15 protein-coding genes are annotated in these 14,966 nt (G+C 40.6%); 11 read left to right on the forward strand and 4 right to left on the reverse strand.

Going from position 1 to position 14,966, the window contains the following annotated elements; all coding sequences use genetic code 11:
- Nucleotides 1-239: 239 nt before the first annotated feature.
- A complete protein-coding gene (locus tag HNR53_RS19530) occupies nt 240-386 on the forward strand; it encodes an anti-repressor SinI family protein (protein WP_343065363.1) in 147 nt (48 codons plus the stop codon).
- Between the two features lie 226 nt (nt 387-612).
- Here the strand turns inward: HNR53_RS19530 and HNR53_RS19535 are convergent, their stop codons facing one another.
- Nucleotides 613-936 carry a helix-turn-helix domain-containing protein gene (locus HNR53_RS19535; protein ID WP_184529208.1) on the reverse strand — a complete coding sequence of 108 codons (324 nt, stop codon included), beginning with the start codon at nt 934-936 and terminating at the stop codon, nt 613-615.
- Nucleotides 937-1,311: 375 nt separating this feature from the next.
- Here HNR53_RS19535 and map point away from each other — a divergent pair, with 375 nt between their 5' ends.
- The gene (gene map / locus HNR53_RS19540; RefSeq protein WP_184529210.1) at nt 1,312-2,067 is read left to right on the forward strand and encodes a type I methionyl aminopeptidase; all 756 of its coding nucleotides are present in this window, start codon (nt 1,312-1,314) and stop codon (nt 2,065-2,067) included.
- Between the two features lie 59 nt (nt 2,068-2,126).
- Here map and HNR53_RS19545 read toward each other — a convergent pair whose 3' ends face one another.
- The gene (locus tag HNR53_RS19545) at nt 2,127-2,351 is read right to left on the reverse strand and encodes a DUF1128 domain-containing protein (RefSeq protein ID WP_184529212.1); all 225 of its coding nucleotides are present in this window, start codon (nt 2,349-2,351) and stop codon (nt 2,127-2,129) included.
- Between the two features lie 81 nt (nt 2,352-2,432).
- Here HNR53_RS19545 and HNR53_RS19550 point away from each other — a divergent pair, with 81 nt between their 5' ends.
- Genes HNR53_RS19550 through HNR53_RS19560 form a run of 3 tightly spaced genes read left to right on the forward strand, consistent with a single transcriptional unit; the run spans nt 2,433 to nt 4,107 of the window.
- Complete coding sequence (locus HNR53_RS19550) at nt 2,433-2,918, forward strand: low molecular weight protein-tyrosine-phosphatase (RefSeq protein ID WP_184529214.1); 486 nt, start codon at nt 2,433-2,435, stop codon at nt 2,916-2,918.
- Nucleotides 2,915-3,259 (forward strand): YtxH domain-containing protein, encoded by a 345-nt coding sequence (locus tag HNR53_RS19555; RefSeq protein ID WP_184529216.1) that lies wholly within the window; start codon nt 2,915-2,917, stop codon nt 3,257-3,259. The genes HNR53_RS19550 and HNR53_RS19555 overlap by 4 nt, the downstream gene beginning before the upstream one ends.
- A 38-nt stretch (nt 3,260-3,297) precedes the next feature.
- On the forward strand, nt 3,298-4,107 hold the full coding sequence (locus HNR53_RS19560; protein WP_246439702.1) for a YihY/virulence factor BrkB family protein: 810 nt from the start codon (nt 3,298-3,300) through the stop codon (nt 4,105-4,107).
- A gap of 270 nt (nt 4,108-4,377) precedes the next feature.
- Here the strand turns inward: HNR53_RS19560 and HNR53_RS19565 are convergent, their stop codons facing one another.
- Nucleotides 4,378-6,291 (reverse strand): heavy metal translocating P-type ATPase, encoded by a 1,914-nt coding sequence (locus HNR53_RS19565; protein WP_281391862.1) that lies wholly within the window; start codon nt 6,289-6,291, stop codon nt 4,378-4,380.
- Nucleotides 6,292-6,669: 378 nt separating this feature from the next.
- On the opposite strand from HNR53_RS19565, the gene cax reads away from it, so the two are divergent.
- From cax to HNR53_RS19580, 3 genes are all read left to right on the forward strand, one after another.
- Nucleotides 6,670-7,728 carry a calcium/proton exchanger gene (gene cax, locus HNR53_RS19570; RefSeq protein ID WP_184529220.1) on the forward strand — a complete coding sequence of 353 codons (1,059 nt, stop codon included), beginning with the start codon at nt 6,670-6,672 and terminating at the stop codon, nt 7,726-7,728.
- A gap of 144 nt (nt 7,729-7,872) precedes the next feature.
- Nucleotides 7,873-8,691, forward strand: coding sequence for a YfkD famly protein (locus HNR53_RS19575; protein ID WP_184529222.1), 819 nt, complete (start codon nt 7,873-7,875; stop codon nt 8,689-8,691).
- A gap of 172 nt (nt 8,692-8,863) precedes the next feature.
- Entirely contained in the window at nt 8,864-10,273 is a 1,410-nt protein-coding gene (locus HNR53_RS19580; RefSeq protein ID WP_184529261.1) for an IS110 family RNA-guided transposase, read from the forward strand.
- 479 nt (nt 10,274-10,752) lie between these two features.
- Here the strand turns inward: HNR53_RS19580 and yfkAB are convergent, their stop codons facing one another.
- Nucleotides 10,753-11,880: a radical SAM/CxCxxxxC motif protein YfkAB gene (gene yfkAB, locus HNR53_RS19585; protein ID WP_184529224.1), complete on the reverse strand. Its 1,128-nt coding sequence runs from the start codon at nt 11,878-11,880 to the stop codon at nt 10,753-10,755.
- A gap of 209 nt (nt 11,881-12,089) precedes the next feature.
- Between yfkAB and HNR53_RS19590 the strand changes: the two genes are divergently transcribed.
- The 3 genes from HNR53_RS19590 (at nt 12,090) to pdaA (ending at nt 14,904) form a co-directional block, all read left to right on the forward strand.
- The gene (locus HNR53_RS19590; protein WP_184529226.1) at nt 12,090-12,275 is read left to right on the forward strand and encodes an SE1561 family protein; all 186 of its coding nucleotides are present in this window, start codon (nt 12,090-12,092) and stop codon (nt 12,273-12,275) included.
- Nucleotides 12,276-12,415: 140 nt separating this feature from the next.
- Nucleotides 12,416-13,963, forward strand: coding sequence for a fumarate hydratase (locus HNR53_RS19595; protein WP_184529228.1), 1,548 nt, complete (start codon nt 12,416-12,418; stop codon nt 13,961-13,963).
- A 155-nt stretch (nt 13,964-14,118) separates the two neighbouring features.
- Nucleotides 14,119-14,904: a delta-lactam-biosynthetic de-N-acetylase gene (gene pdaA / locus HNR53_RS19600; RefSeq protein ID WP_343065364.1), complete on the forward strand. Its 786-nt coding sequence runs from the start codon at nt 14,119-14,121 to the stop codon at nt 14,902-14,904.
- Nucleotides 14,905-14,966 lie beyond the last annotated feature (62 nt).

A 14,966-nucleotide genomic window follows, 5' to 3' on the forward strand; every position in this document is an offset into this window, starting at 1 on the left:
GGAAAAAACAGCAGAAAGACTTATGAAATCAGACAAATTCCAACAATCTAACAAATTAGAATCATTTATAATACTATAGATGGTAGTGGAAAAATCGTTTATAATAATATAGATGATGATGAAAAAAGAGATGAAAAAGCTAACCAGATTATGTTTGGACTTTATTTAAAATTAAAGAAAAAACAATTCATGGTAGCGAGTCTGCCTGGAATGCGAATTGTATTTTAGGAGGATATAAGGTGGAAAAGATAGAAAGCAAAGAAAACGAATTAGATTTGGAATGGATCCAGCTGATTCAAGAAGCAAGAAACTTAGGTATAGAGATAGAAGAAATTCGTGAATTTTTGAGCAGCCAAAAAGAAACAGAAACAGAAAGACTGCTTTAATTCGTACTTTAGTCTTATAAAAATATATAATAGACTAATTGATTCGACGAAGTATTTCTCCATGAGAGAGATGCTTTTTCTTTTTTTTGTATAAAAAATGAATAGACAGCAGATACTGGGCGATAAAGATGGAGTACTTTCACCATTCATGCTGTCTATTAAGGCTGATGATTTCACTATAGATCATTTGACCGGCGAATTACATGATTTGAATGCATCCAAGGGTCTATTTCTTTTGACTCCCTTTCCATTTATTAAACTCAAGAAATTCACGGAATTGGTCCTTAGATACGCCGGACTCCATTGCTTCCTGAACAATTTTTATCCATTCAGAGTCTAAATCTTCTTTATTAGGTTGATCAAGGATTAGACTGTCAACAGGTACTCCAAGGACAACAGCAATTTTTTCTAGGAATTGGATAGAAGGATTTGTTTGTAAATTTCTTTCAAGGGAGCTTAAATAGGACTTTGCTACCCCTGCCTGATGGGCGAGTTCAGATAATGACATTTTCTTTTCTTGTCGGAGTATTTTTACACGTTCACCAATCATCTCATTCACTCACTTCTTTTTGAATAGCACTCATAAACTACGGTTATAGATTCATTTTTCCTGTTCTCCATAAAGAAGTATCAGGAACACAAAACGGGATTACTTTAGTAAAATAATGAAAAAAGTTCCGTATTAAGAACGTAAGGCTTTAATCATTTTACCACAGAATGCAGTTGATATACACTTTCTATAGTATAAAATAATTTTCCTCTAAATTGAACTGTTTTTCTTTTTGTAACATTTATTTAAAGAACGATAATGTTTTGCAAGAGTTATCATAACCATTTAGAATGGTATGTGGCGCTTTGAAGCGTGATAAAATTTGGGCGCAAATACGCCAAGGCGCATTTGATATATGGAAGAGGGGCTTATACAATGATTGTGTTAAAATCAGCAAGGGAAATTGAAAAAATGAAGAAAGCGGGCGAAATCCTCGCTTCTGTTCATCGGCAGCTGTCTTCTCTGATTAAGCCAGGGATTACGACTTGGGAAATAGACCAGTTTGTCGAAAATTATTTGAAAAAATCAGGTGCAACTCCTGAACAAAAGGGGTATAAAGGATATCAGTATGCAACATGTGCCAGTATTAATGATGAAATTTGTCATGGATTCCCTCGAAAAGAACCATTGAAAAACGGGGATATTGTCACAATTGATATGGTTGTAAATTATCAGGGGGGCTTGGCAGATTCCGCTTGGTCTTATGGTGTCGGCGATGTTTCTGATACGGCGAAGACATTACTCGATGTTACCAAGAAGGCACTTTATATTGGAATTGAGCAGGCACAACCCGGCAATCGAATTGGTGATATCGGCCATGCTATCCAAACATATGTGGAAGGGGAAGGTTTTTCGGTTGTCCGTGAATTTATCGGTCATGGAATTGGTGCGGTGATTCATGAAAAACCGGATGTTCCACACTATGGTCTCCCCGGAAAAGGACCGCGGATAAAAGAAGGGATGGTCTTTACGATTGAACCGATGGTAAATGTAGGTACCCACAGAATAAAAATGGATAATAACGGATGGACGTCTAGTACGGAGGACGGACAATTATCTGCTCAGTATGAACATACCCTTGCCATTACGAAGGATGGCCCGGTTATCTTGACTAACCAGGATGAGGCCTAAGGGAGAAAAGGGGTGGTCTGTCATAAGCCGACAGATCACCCCCTATACTGAACTGTGTTTTACTGTTTTCTTAAGCTTCCTAATTCTTCGACAATGGCCTGCATTTCATTGGGGCTGAAGGAATTTTTTTTCATGACTAAATCATAAATGTCTTTCAAGTCTTCATACATATTTTCATCAAAATGAGAAGGTTTAATCGCACCAAGGTTCAACACTTTTAACTTCTCTTTAATTTTTTCGATCATAAACTCAACATTTTCAACTGACTTTTCTGCTAAATTCAAGCTTTTCACCCTCTCAATTTTTAAACAATCTTACCACAGAAATACGGATGACTAAAGAAATAAAGAAAGGAACTGTTGCAAATGATTCAAGTATTATTTGTTTGTTTGGGAAATATATGCCGCTCACCGATGGCAGAAGCGATTTTCCGCGAGCTTGTTAAAAAGAAAGGTTTGCAGGGGCTGGTTCAAGTAGATTCTGCTGGAACCGGGGACTACCATGTGGGAGAAGAGCCGCATCGCGGAACGAAAAACATCTTACAAAAATACCAAATTAATGCTGAAGGTTTAATTGCCAGACAGATTCAGCAGGAAGACTTACATACATTTCAGTATATTATTGCGATGGATTCCGATAATGTAACGAACATCCGCCGCTTAGGTCAAATTTCCGAAAAGACAAAGGTGATGCGTCTGCGTGATTTTGTCCAAGACGGAGGGCAAATGGATGTTCCGGATCCTTATTTCACAGGAAATTTTGAAGAAGTGTATGAGCTGGTAAGAGAGGGCTGCGAACATCTTCTACAGCAAATCATGCAGGATCTTGAGCTAAGGGGGAAGAAAGGATGAGTGGTTCAAAGTTTTGGAAAGGTGTCCTATTGGGAGCTGTTGTTGGAGGAGCGCTAAGTTTATTTGACCGCCAGACGAGAACAACGGTAGTAGGAAATTGCCTGAAAACAAAGGAAAAGATTACCTATTATGCGAAACATCCGGATGAAGCTGCACAATGTATGACGGAATCTGCAAGAAAAATACGTTCGACGATTGAGGAAGTGGGAGAAGATATCTCTTTTATTACGGAAAAAGTAGAAGAATTAAGAGAATTAACACCGCAAATGGTGGATATCGTAAAAGATACAAAAGACGTTTTACTAGATCCTGATGAAGGCAGCGATAAGACGTTCATGTAAGATGAATGACGAGAAAGAGGGGGACAAACTTGAAAAAGATGTGGTCATTTTTTCAATATTTATGGAGGAGATTAGAGATAGATGATTATTTTGGGGTTGCGGCCCAATTATCCTATTATTTCATCCTTTCATTGTTTCCGCTCCTCATCTTTCTCGTATCCTTATTTCCCTATTTACCTTTAACCCAGGCTGACGTGCTTGGACTGGTCAGGGATTTTGTTCCTCAGGAATCGATGAAATTAATTGAAACCAATCTGTCGGAGCTATCGCAGAAAAACAGCACGATCTTATCTTTCGGACTTATTGGAACCATATGGTCCGCTTCAAATGGCATTAATGCCATTATGAAAACATTAAATCATGCGTATGAGGTAAAAGAGGAACGTTCCTTTCTGCGGGCGCGTTTGACAGCTGTCTTATTAACACTGGCTATGATTGTGGTGATAGCGGTGGCTTTACTGCTTCCTGTATTCGGAAAGCATATAGGTTTGTATCTTTTTTCAAAATTAGCATTATCCTCCCAGTTTCTTTCTGTATGGAGTGCACTGCGATGGTTAGTAAGCCCATTGATTATCTTTATTATTTTTATTGGGCTTTATTGGCTCGCACCCAGCAAAAGGTTTACCTGCCGGAGTGCGATTCCGGGGGCTCTTTTTGCGACGATAGGCTGGATTCTGACTTCCTACGCATTTTCCTATTACGTTGACCAATTTGGCAATTATTCCGCTGCATACGGCAGTATAGGAGCGATTATTGTTCTGATGGTCTGGTTTTATCTTTCTGGAGTGATTATTATCATCGGAGGAGAAATCAATGCCTTTTACAGTCTTAAGAACAAAAACTGCTGATTTCCTTAAGTTACCTTCATGAAAAAACTCCTCTTTGCTTAAAATAATGAAGGGATATATTCCACTTTATTTTAGGAGGAGATCATATGACAAAGCATACGAAAAAGGACGGCGGTACAAAGCAAAAGGGGAAAAATAAACCAAGCCAGAAGACGTCCGGCTCTGCTAATGGTCAAAACGGGTATCACTAAAAAAGAAGGTCCGAAGAGGACCTTTTTTTTAGTGTGAGGTGTTTTGTTAGACATCCGGTATTCGCTGATTACCCGCTTTCTATCTGAGTAATCTAAGACTATTGAGGATAACGAGGATCGTGCTGCCTTCATGACCGATAACTCCTAAAGGCAAATCCACTGCCTGCAAAAAGTTCGATGAAATCAGAAGGACAATGACACAGATAGAGAAAATCACATTTTGTTTAATGATTTTATTCATGCGCTGCGATAAGTGAATCGCTTCGGAAATGCGCGGAAGATCGTTTTTCATTAAGACAATATCAGCCGTTTCAAGTGCGACATCTGTACCGCCTCCCATAGCGATTCCAACACTGGCGGCAGCAAGTGCAGGCGCGTCATTGATCCCGTCCCCAACCATGGCCACATTTCCGTATTTTTCGCGCAGCTTTTTAAGGTACTCCACTTTGTTTTCAGGCAGACATTCGGCAACATATTCATGGACATGGCTTTCAGAAGAAATCGCTTGTGCTGTTTTCAAACTGTCCCCCGTGACCATAACCGTATAAATCCCTTGTTTCTTTAATTGATCAATGGCTGTTTTCGTTTCTTCCCGGACAATATCCTTAAGGGCAATAACCCCTGTTAATTCATCTTCTTTTTGGATAAAAACGATTGTTTTGCCTTCACTGGCAAGATGGAGAGCAGCACCATCGGCAAAATTCCTTGCCCTGTCTTTTCCGACAAATCCCGCTTTACCAATTTTCCATTCTGCCCCAGAAACAACCGCCTTCACACCCCAGCCGGGAACATCTTCTATACGATCGGGATGAAGCAAATGAACTGATAAGCTTTCTTTGGCATATTTGACAATCGCATTGGCAAGGGGATGATTGGAGTGATTTTCGATTGATGCGGCAATTAGCAAAACCTCTTCTTCGCTGAACCCATTCTCTGTGATGATATCGGTGACTACCGGTTCCCCCTTTGTTAAGGTTCCTGTTTTATCAAAAGCGATCGCTTGCAGATGGCTTAAATTTTCTAAATGAACGCCGCCTTTAAAAAGGATTCCGCGGCGGGCCCCATTTGAAATAGCGGACAAAGTGGCCGGCATAATCGATGCAACAAGGGCGCAGGGGGATGCCACAACAAGTAAAACCATTGCTCGATAGAAAGTCTCATTCCAGCTCCAGCTCAATACATAATGGGGGAGGAACAGCATGAGCGATGTGATCAAAAGGACAATTTTGACATAATGCCCTTCAAAACGTTCAATAAACAACTGTGATGGAGATTTTTCACTTTGCGCACTTTGAACCAATTCGATAATTTTTTGGAATAAGGTTTCGTTGGTTGGCTTCGTTATTTCAACGGTAACCGAGCCGTTTAAATTAACGGTCCCGGCAAATACCTCATCGCGCAAATTTTTTGTTACAGGAATCGATTCCCCGGTAATGGCGGATTCATCAATGGATGAGGACCCTTTTATGATTATACCGTCAACCGGAACCCGTTCCCCAGGCTTGATTAAGATATGGTCTCCGATGGATAGCTGAGAAACTGGAACCCGCATCTCTAAACCATTTGTTATCCTGAGTGCATCTTCAGGCTGCAATTCCATCAAGGAGGAAATTTCTTTATGGCTTTTGTTCATTGTATATGATTCTAATGCGCCGCTAAGGGCAAAAATTAAAATTAAAATCGCCCCTTCTGTCCAGTAACCGATGATGGCTGAACCAATTGCGGCAAAAATCATCAGGAGTTCCACATTTAAGTCCTTATTTTCAATGGTACTGAGAATTCCTTCCTTTGCCTTTGCAAATCCGCCTATGAGAAAGGAGAGAATATATGCCGCCGATGCCAATGTGTCCAATTCATAGCGATCAAGCAGCCAGCCGCAAAAAATGAATATACCGCACAAAACAGTAGCAATCAGTTCACCCCGAAACTTTACTTTTTCTAACCAACTCTCTTGTAATGCAGGCTTTGGATTACTCATAACTTGTGGTTCCATTTCGTGCTCCCCCTTTTACACTATATTCACAGTGTTTAAATGATAAGGATAATCAACATCAATGCCCCTAAAAAACACGAAAGCTGCCACCGACTGGTGACAGCAAAAAAACGCTTAAATCATGAATTGAACTTACGAATACTTTACCAGATAATGGTGCATTGGCAAAGAAAGATGCTTATAATAGAAATGGAAATTATTTCTCTGCCTTCTTATAGTATGCAACGGCATAGTTCATGTGTATTGATAAATGGATTTTAATGAAAAATAATCATTGGGCATACTATGAAGACTGAAAATACTTATAAATGATGTTTTGGGAGGAATGAATGAACTTTTGATTTGATTCAATTTAAGGAAAGGCGGAATTTATAGAATATGAACAGAGTTTTTATGATTTTAACCTTTGCCGGCGTGCCTTTGTCAGTCATTGGCACGTTGCTGCATTGGTCAAGTATTCTTCTATTTATCATTTACTGCTTAACCATTATAGCACTGGCAAGTTATATGGGGCGTGCTACTGAAAGTCTTGCAGTTGTTGCCGGACCGCGAATCGGCGGTTTGCTCAATGCTACCTTCGGAAATGCAGTTGAATTAATTATTTCTATTTTTTCTTTAAAGGCAGGCTTAATTGGCGTCGTTCTTGCCTCTTTAACCGGTTCTGTATTGGGGAACCTTCTCTTGGTTGCCGGGCTTTCCTTTTTTGTTGGCGGAGTGAAATATAAACGGCAGTCCTTTAATGTATACGATGCCCGGCACAACTCAGGGCTGCTTATGTTTGCTGTTATTATTGCTTTTGTTATCCCTGAAGTATTTTCCATGAAGATGGATGATGCAGACACGATTTCACTGAGTGTGGGAATTTCGATCATCCTCATCATCCTTTATCTGGCGGCACTTTTTTTCAAACTGGTTACCCACCGCGGTGTTTATATATCTGACTCGGGCAAAGGTTCCGTTCACGAAGAGGAAGAACCTGAGTGGGGAAAAGGAAAGGCCATTACGGTTCTGGCACTGGCAACAGTTGCTGTGGCCTATGTCTCTGAAAATTTAGTTCATACATTTGCAGCAGTAGGGGAATCATTCGGCTGGACAGAGCTGTTTATCGGGGTTGTTATTGTTGCCATCGTCGGTAATGCGGCTGAGCATGCATCTGCTGTTTTAATGGCGGTCAAAAATAAAATGGATATTGCCGTCGAAATCGCGATTGGTTCGACTCTGCAGGTCGCTATGTTTGTTGCACCTGTTTTAGTGCTAGTCTCGCTTTTGTTCCCAACTGTTATGCCGCTTGTATTTACGCTGCCTGAACTGATTTCGATGGCATCGGCTGTTCTCCTCATGGTTGTGATTTCAAATGACGGGGAAACAAACTGGTTTGAAGGGGCAACACTGCTGGCGGCATATACGATCATGAGCATTGGGTTTTATTTGCTATAAGAGTACTGTTTGATTGCGGGGATAGCATTGATTTACCAGTTATAGGAAAAGAAAATAATCGATGGCAGATGGATAAACTGATAGAACTCCGAAAACAATATACTGTAAGAAATTTTTGTATAAGTTGAAAGGAGTTTATCAAAAATGAGAAAAATAATCAGCTTAATTTCGATTATTTTCATGTTTACTTTCCTGCCTTTAGTCAATGCTGAAAAGCCAAAAGGCGAGAGCCCGGCAACACCGGTAAAACAGTCTTTTACTGTTCCAAATTCAGTTTTAAATATTGCTAAAGACAACACGTATCCAAACGCAACATTAGATTTACCAAGACTGGAGCCAAGTGACTTAACGAGTGAACTTATTGATTCATCTAAAGTGAAAATTGAAAACCCAGATCTTATTCGTATGCTTAATGAAACCTCTGTTAACAGCACGCCATTTGCCATTGGCTACAGGGCGATTATTTATCTTGGCCAATGGCCGCTTAATTATGAATCTATTGAGACAGCGCCAAACTGGGAATATCAAAAAGTCAATACGAATTACTTTGATAACCGCGGGGGCAAGGCGCCCTACCAAATTCATTATGTTCAAGAAGCTCAGAAAATTGTCCGCGGAGGATTAACGGCGAAAATTTCCGACACGGAAGATGTACAGAAAATGATGCTGATGAAAGCAAGTCAAAAGACCGATTTACCACTTGCCTTTGAAACCATTATCGGCGGGGGAACGAAAAAAGATCAGGTTTACAATGTTCAGCCAAAGATGCTCGGTTATCTATACGGCTTTGCCCCGGCGATAAATGAGAAGGGAAAGGTAACCTTTGGCGAAGTATATCTCATGCTGAAGGGCGGCAAAAAAATGATTCTCATTAAAAATATAACCACCCAGGGGATAGGCGCCTGGATCCCCATCCAAGACCATGTATCATTCAGCTTCGTAGCCAGCGAACTCCCGCGCTGATTTGGTTATAGATTCGGTGCCAGGCACCGCAAAAAGACAAATGTCCATATACGGTGCCTAGTATAGTAAATAGATACAAGAAAGACAAAAAAGGCCACCATTTTCATAGTAAAATGGAAGTACCTATCACAGAACTTCCAGCTACATTCCCTATCACAAGGAGATGAAAATGGTGACTTATAACTTATTCAATCATATTCAAGGCAAAAATGGAAGTCGATGGGCACAATTTATTAGGGAAACAGGTACAGAAAATCTATTACTGGTGGCGATAGATGCAGCGAAATATACACATAAGGCAATGATAGCTACATTTTATGGGGACATCATTGTGAAACCATTTGAATTTGATGCATCCTTAACAGGATTTGAAGTACTTAAAAAACAAATCCAAGCCGAGAAAGGTCTTAAGGATATGAAGGAGGTGGTTGTGGGAATTGAGACCACTGGTCATTATTATGAGGATCTAGTAAGAAGTTGTCATTCTGAAGGTTATCATGTTCGTATCTTGAATGCAGCGACCACAGCTCGGGAACGAGATGCCCTTTTAAATTGGTCAAAGACAGATAACTTGGACCTTATGGCCATCCTACAATCAATCATTCATGGTCGTGGAACATCTAATGAACTGCCCAGCGGAGGAGTTCACACGCTACAAAAATTGACACGTGCCCGCCGCGAGTTAGTTCAAGAACAGACTGCCACAAAAAATCTTATTCGCGTTTATGTGGACCATATTTTTCGCGAGTTTCAAGGGAAAAGTGTATGGATAAATGGAAAACGTGAACATGTCCAACCGTTTTCGGATATCTGGGGAAAGTCTTCATGCTATTTTATGCGTCATTGTCTCCATCCAAGTGATATTCTTTCCCTTGGACAAGAGGGATTACGGGCTCTTTCGATCCGTGAAAATCTTAAGCTGCGGGATCAAACGATCCATTGTTTACTTGATTATGCAAAAGACTCAATCTCTCAATCAAAAGAATTTTTAGAGGCAGAACAATTTCTGCTTGTTCATAGCCTGGATCGACTGGATTTATTGGATACACAGATTCAATTATTAGAAAGAAAAATCGAGGATTTATTTGTTCAAACTGAAGGGGCTATAATCCTTAGTGTTCCTGGAATCGGAGTTGTAACCGGTGCTGAATTATATGCTGAAATGGGGGATATTTCTGATTTCGACCATGCAGGGCAACTAATTAAAATGGCAGGAACCAATCCTATTGTTAAGCAGTCCGGAGGAAAAAAACCTTCTTATTATGCGATATCTAAGCAGGGAAGGCGAACCTTTCGTAATGTAACTTATCAAGTGGGAAGATCCTTATCTAAAAATAACCCTGAAATGAAACAGAAATATATGGCTCTAAAAGACCGTGGAAAGCTTCCAGGTCAGGCGTTTATAGCTCTAGGGAACCGAATGATTCGTCTAGCCTTTTCAATGATAAAGCATCAAACCTTATACCATACAGAAGAACCAGACTACGTTTTATACGATCAATTATACAAAAAATTGCATAGGGCCAATATCCATCGATTTTATGAAAAGTTCGTCCTATCAACTAGTTCTCAAATTGCATAGACTTTACGTCAATTTAAAGCATTATCGCCCTTTTGTGCCTATTTCAATATTGATATTCTGCTTATTAGTTAGTAGAACACTCTCTTAAATAAATTGTTTTCAAATGGAGCTCCTCTAGGACGTTAGATCACATTGTACTTCGTGCCTGAGGCTCTAGACCTCGTGTGTCAGCTTTATGGATCTTGTCCTGAAAGTACGAATAATACGTGAAAACTAAGTTTATATTCACTAGGCTGTATCCTCTGTAGGATGAAAACGCAAGATCCCTTCACGTTCTAGAGGAGCTCTATAATAAATTCTGTGATAGTTGGACTCATCCCAAAAAATGGAAATATGAGTTCTACTTTAAGTCGGTCTTTTTTAAATCAATTACTTCCTTGACTTATTTACCATTATACGCTGACACCGAAAAAAGACAGAAAAGGCGAAAGTGTCCATATGGAGAGAACACTTCCGCCTGAATTTGTCTTTTTTCAAATCTATTTATTGATATCAATCAATGATTGACGATGTTTAAAGTCTATATCTTGATAATAGACGTTTTTCACCAAGACATTTGGACCAAGGCATTGAACGTTTGGACAATGGCAATTCAATGATGCGGCAAGGTCTGTTTTCAGCCAATTGTCAAAGGCATCTGTAAGCCTGTCTGATTTTACGTTTCCAAGCGGCGGGGCATCGCCAAAATCAGTGACAATGATTTCACCGGTAAAAATATTTACATTTAATCGGGAGCGACCATCCGGGTCATTGCGAACAGTCACGTTTTTCTCATTTGAAAGCCGTTTTATTAGCTCTAAATCTTCTGCTTTATTCATGCAGGCATAAAAAGGCAGTGTTCCAAACAGCATCCATGTGTTTTGCTCACGGATATCGAGGAGCTGGTGAATACACTCACGAATCTCAGCTAAACTTAATGTTTCAAGCGATGAGGCGTAGTCTACGGCGTACATAGGGTGCACCTCATGCCTACTGCACTTCATTTCGTGGACAATTTGCTGATGGATTTTCTCTAAATGAGGCTTTGTCCGTTTGCTTAACATCGTTTCAGCGGAGACCATTACTCCATTTTCAGCAAGAATCCGGCTGTTTTCAATAATATTGTGAAACAGTTTCTTGCGCTGCTCGATGGTCGGTTTGCGCTCCATTCTGGCGAAAGCGCCTTCGATAAAATCTTCCTCCGTTCCCCAATTATGTGAGATATGGAGCACATCTAAATAAGGAATAATATCTGTATAGCGATCGATATCCAATGTAAGATTTGAATTCAGCTGTGTACGAATCCCGCGTTCGTGAGCATACTTCAGCAAAGGAATGACATATCCCTCGAGCGTTTTATTAGACAGAACAGGTTCCCCACCGGTAATGCTCATCGTCCGTAGATGGGGAATCTCATCTAATCGCTGAATCAATAGTTCAAGCGGGAGACCGTCCGGTTCCTGCGTTTGCAATGTATAGCCGACAGCACAATGCTCGCAGCGCATATTGCATATAACGGTAGTCGTGAATTCAACATTTGTCAGGACTAATTTACCGTGCTTTTCCATGTCCAAATAGGTTTCCCACGGGTCATAATCAGGTCCTAGCTTCTTTCTCTCGGAAATCATTATTTTCTCCCCTTGTAAGTCGTATTACATCATCTTATGATGGATTTGCTACTGTCATTATTGATTTATTAAATTGCACTGTCAATATGACTAAGAGAATAATTATTTCTTATAAAACTGAACGGCGGCTATCTTTTTTGCTGGAAAGGTTGCCATTCCGGTGATTTTTCGATAGGATGAATAACGTAGGTGAAAGGAGCGAATTTTGCTTGGGTAGTCCGATACAAGATAAGAATGGTCAAGTATCCTTTTTGAAGGAGCGTCTTAATATGTTTCTGGATGTATTAGATGCCATCGATCCAGGGGATACAGACATTGAAGATATTGATCGTTTAATTGAGATGATTGATGACCTCGAAAGTAAATGCCGTGAATTTAAACACCGCGGGATGTAAGAGCCTTAATGAAAGGGCTCTTTTTTTGCCATTAAAACGTTTTCATCCTTTATCTTTAAAAATTAAAAACATACAGTTATAATAGAAATGTCCAAATTGTTGAAAAATAGCTACGTAATATTGGGGAGGAGAATAGCGGCATGAATACAGAACAATTCCAAGAGAGTATGTACAAGCTTATTGTTGAAACATCAACAGGGCTTCCAAAGGACGTACGTCGTGCCATTAAGGCAGCGAAAGAACAGGAAAATGCCGGAACAAGCTCTGCGATGGCACTTGCAACCATCACAAATAATATCAAAATGGCAGATGATAATATTTCGCCAATCTGTCAGGACACAGGTCTGCCTACATTTAAAATCAAAACGCCTGTCGGGGCTAATCAAATTGAAATGAAGAAAGCCATTTACAACGCGATTGCTCAAGCGACGAAGGACGGAAAACTGCGCCCGAATTCAGTTGATTCTTTAACAGGCAAAAACAGCGGCGACAACCTCGGCGGCGGTACACCCGTTGTCAAATTTGAACAATGGGAAAAAGATTATATTGACGTTCGTCTGATCTTAAAAGGCGGCGGCTGTGAAAATAAAAATATTCAATACAGTCTTCCATGTGAATTAGAAGGACTTGGCCGTGCCGGACGCGACCTTGATGGTATCCGCAAATGTGTCATGCATTCTGTTTACCAAGCGCAGGGACAAGGCTGCAGCGCCGGTTTTATCGGTGTCGGCATCGGCGGCGATCGTTCTTCAGGCTACGATTTAGCTAAAGAACAGCTTTTCCGTACGGTAGATGATGTGAATCCAAATGAAGATTTACGCAAGCTTGAAGAATATGTAATGGAAAATGCCAATAAATTAGGCATTGGCACCATGGGCTTTGGTGGTGAAACAACGCTTCTTGGCTGTAAAGTCGGTGTGATGAACCGTATTCCGGCCAGCTTCTATGTATCTGTAGCGTATAACTGTTGGGCTTTCCGCCGTTTAGGTGTTGCAATCAATCCTGAAACAGGGGAAATCAATGAGTGGATGTACCAAGAAGGCGAAAAAATTGACTTCGGTGCAGAGGCAGAAAAAGAAACGGCTGCAGCTTCAGCATCCAACGTCAATGTCGTTGAATTACAGGCTCCAATCACCGAAGAACAAATTCGTCAGCTGAAAGTCGGTGACGTTGTCCGCATTAACGGCAGAATGTACACTGGCCGTGACGCGATCCATAAATATTTATCCGATCATGATGCGCCGGTAGACTTAAATGGACAAGTGATCTATCACTGCGGTCCAGTTATGCTGAAGGATGAAAATGGTACATGGCATGTAAAAGCAGCAGGTCCGACAACAAGTATTCGTGAGGAGCCATACCAAGGTGATATCATGAAAAAATTCGGTATCCGCGCTGTTATCGGTAAAGGCGGTATGGGACCGAAAACATTAGCGGCTCTTCAAGAACATGGCGGTGTCTACTTAAATGCGATCGGCGGTGCTGCGCAATATTATGCAGATTGTATTAAATCTGTCGACGGTGTTGACTTAACAGAATTCGGTATTCCGGAAGCAATGTGGCATTTAACAGTTGAAGGATTTACAGCGGTTGTGACAATGGATTCACACGGGAACAGCCTTCACAAAGATGTTGACCAATCTTCACTTGAAAAATTAGCGCAATTTAAAGATAAAGTATTTAATTAACTATCACTGTAAGGGATGGACATGATTGTTCATCCCTTTTGTATTTTATTGGCAAAATAGACCACGCATGATTCTAATTCAGGCACAAACAATAAAATGAACAAGAAATAGTGAAAGGGGAAATATTATTGAAGTTCAATTTTAAACTATTCACCATCTTGATCCTGCTATTGTTTGTGTCGGCAGCAAATGCCGCAGCAGAGAATTTCTCCAATCAGCCGATCCATTGGGGTTTTAAAAGAGCGACAGAAGGCCAGCCGGCTGAGGCAGGAAAGCAGTTAGATGATCTTACTGCAAAATATGGTGCTTTTTACAAGGCAGATCCTGCTAAAAAAGAACTCTACCTAACCTTTGATAACGGCTATGAAAATGGCTACACAGCAAAGGTCTTAGACGTATTGAAAAAAGAAAAGGTACCGGCAACCTTTTTTGTTACCGGGCATTACTTAGAATCAGAGCCTGAGCTTGTGAAAAGAATGGTAAAGGAAGGGCATATTGTCGGCAACCACTCATGGAGCCACCCTGATATGACGCAGATTAGCAATGAGCGTATCCGGGAGGAACTTGAAAAAGTAAGGGCCAAAACAGAAGAACTGACCGGTAAAAAAGAAATGACCTATCTGCGCCCGCCGCGCGGCATCTTAAGTGAGAGGACAATGACCATCGCCAAAGGGCAGGGCTATACACATGTCCTCTGGTCGTTAGCCTATGTCGATTGGAAAACCGACCAGCAAAAAGGCGCCCAATATGCCTACGACAACATCATGAAACAAATCCATCCAGGGGCAGTGCTTTTGCTCCATACAGTTTCGAAAGATAATGCTGATGCATTAGAAAGAGTTCTTCAAGACTTGAAGAAACAAGGGTATGCCTTTAAAAGTCTGGATGATTTGACAAAGAAAGGGAAAGTGAAAAAGATAACTGAAGAACAAAAGGAATAGAACAAAAGCTGACTCCAAAATGACGTGATATCGGCATTTAGGGTCAGCTTTAATACATAAGT

The sequence above is a fragment of the Bacillus benzoevorans genome (assembly GCF_014207535.1).
Lineage (GTDB): Bacteria > Bacillota > Bacilli > Bacillales > Cytobacillaceae > Bacillus_BD > Bacillus_BD benzoevorans.

Coding starts and splice junctions, on each gene's coding strand:
- HNR53_RS19535 (WP_184529208.1), bottom strand. CDS start 936: ATGATTGGTGAACGTGTAAAAATACTCCGACAAGAAAAGAAAATGTCA.
- map (WP_184529210.1), top strand. CDS start 1,312: ATGATTGTGTTAAAATCAGCAAGGGAAATTGAAAAAATGAAGAAAGCG.
- HNR53_RS19550 (WP_184529214.1), top strand. CDS start 2,433: ATGATTCAAGTATTATTTGTTTGTTTGGGAAATATATGCCGCTCACCG.
- HNR53_RS19555 (WP_184529216.1), top strand. CDS start 2,915: ATGAGTGGTTCAAAGTTTTGGAAAGGTGTCCTATTGGGAGCTGTTGTT.
- HNR53_RS19560 (WP_246439702.1), top strand. CDS start 3,298: ATGTGGTCATTTTTTCAATATTTATGGAGGAGATTAGAGATAGATGAT.
- HNR53_RS19565 (WP_281391862.1), bottom strand. CDS start 6,291: ATGGAACCACAAGTTATGAGTAATCCAAAGCCTGCATTACAAGAGAGT.
- cax (WP_184529220.1), top strand. CDS start 6,670: ATGAACAGAGTTTTTATGATTTTAACCTTTGCCGGCGTGCCTTTGTCA.
- HNR53_RS19575 (WP_184529222.1), top strand. CDS start 7,873: ATGAGAAAAATAATCAGCTTAATTTCGATTATTTTCATGTTTACTTTC.
- yfkAB (WP_184529224.1), bottom strand. CDS start 11,880: ATGATTTCCGAGAGAAAGAAGCTAGGACCTGATTATGACCCGTGGGAA.
- HNR53_RS19595 (WP_184529228.1), top strand. CDS start 12,416: ATGAATACAGAACAATTCCAAGAGAGTATGTACAAGCTTATTGTTGAA.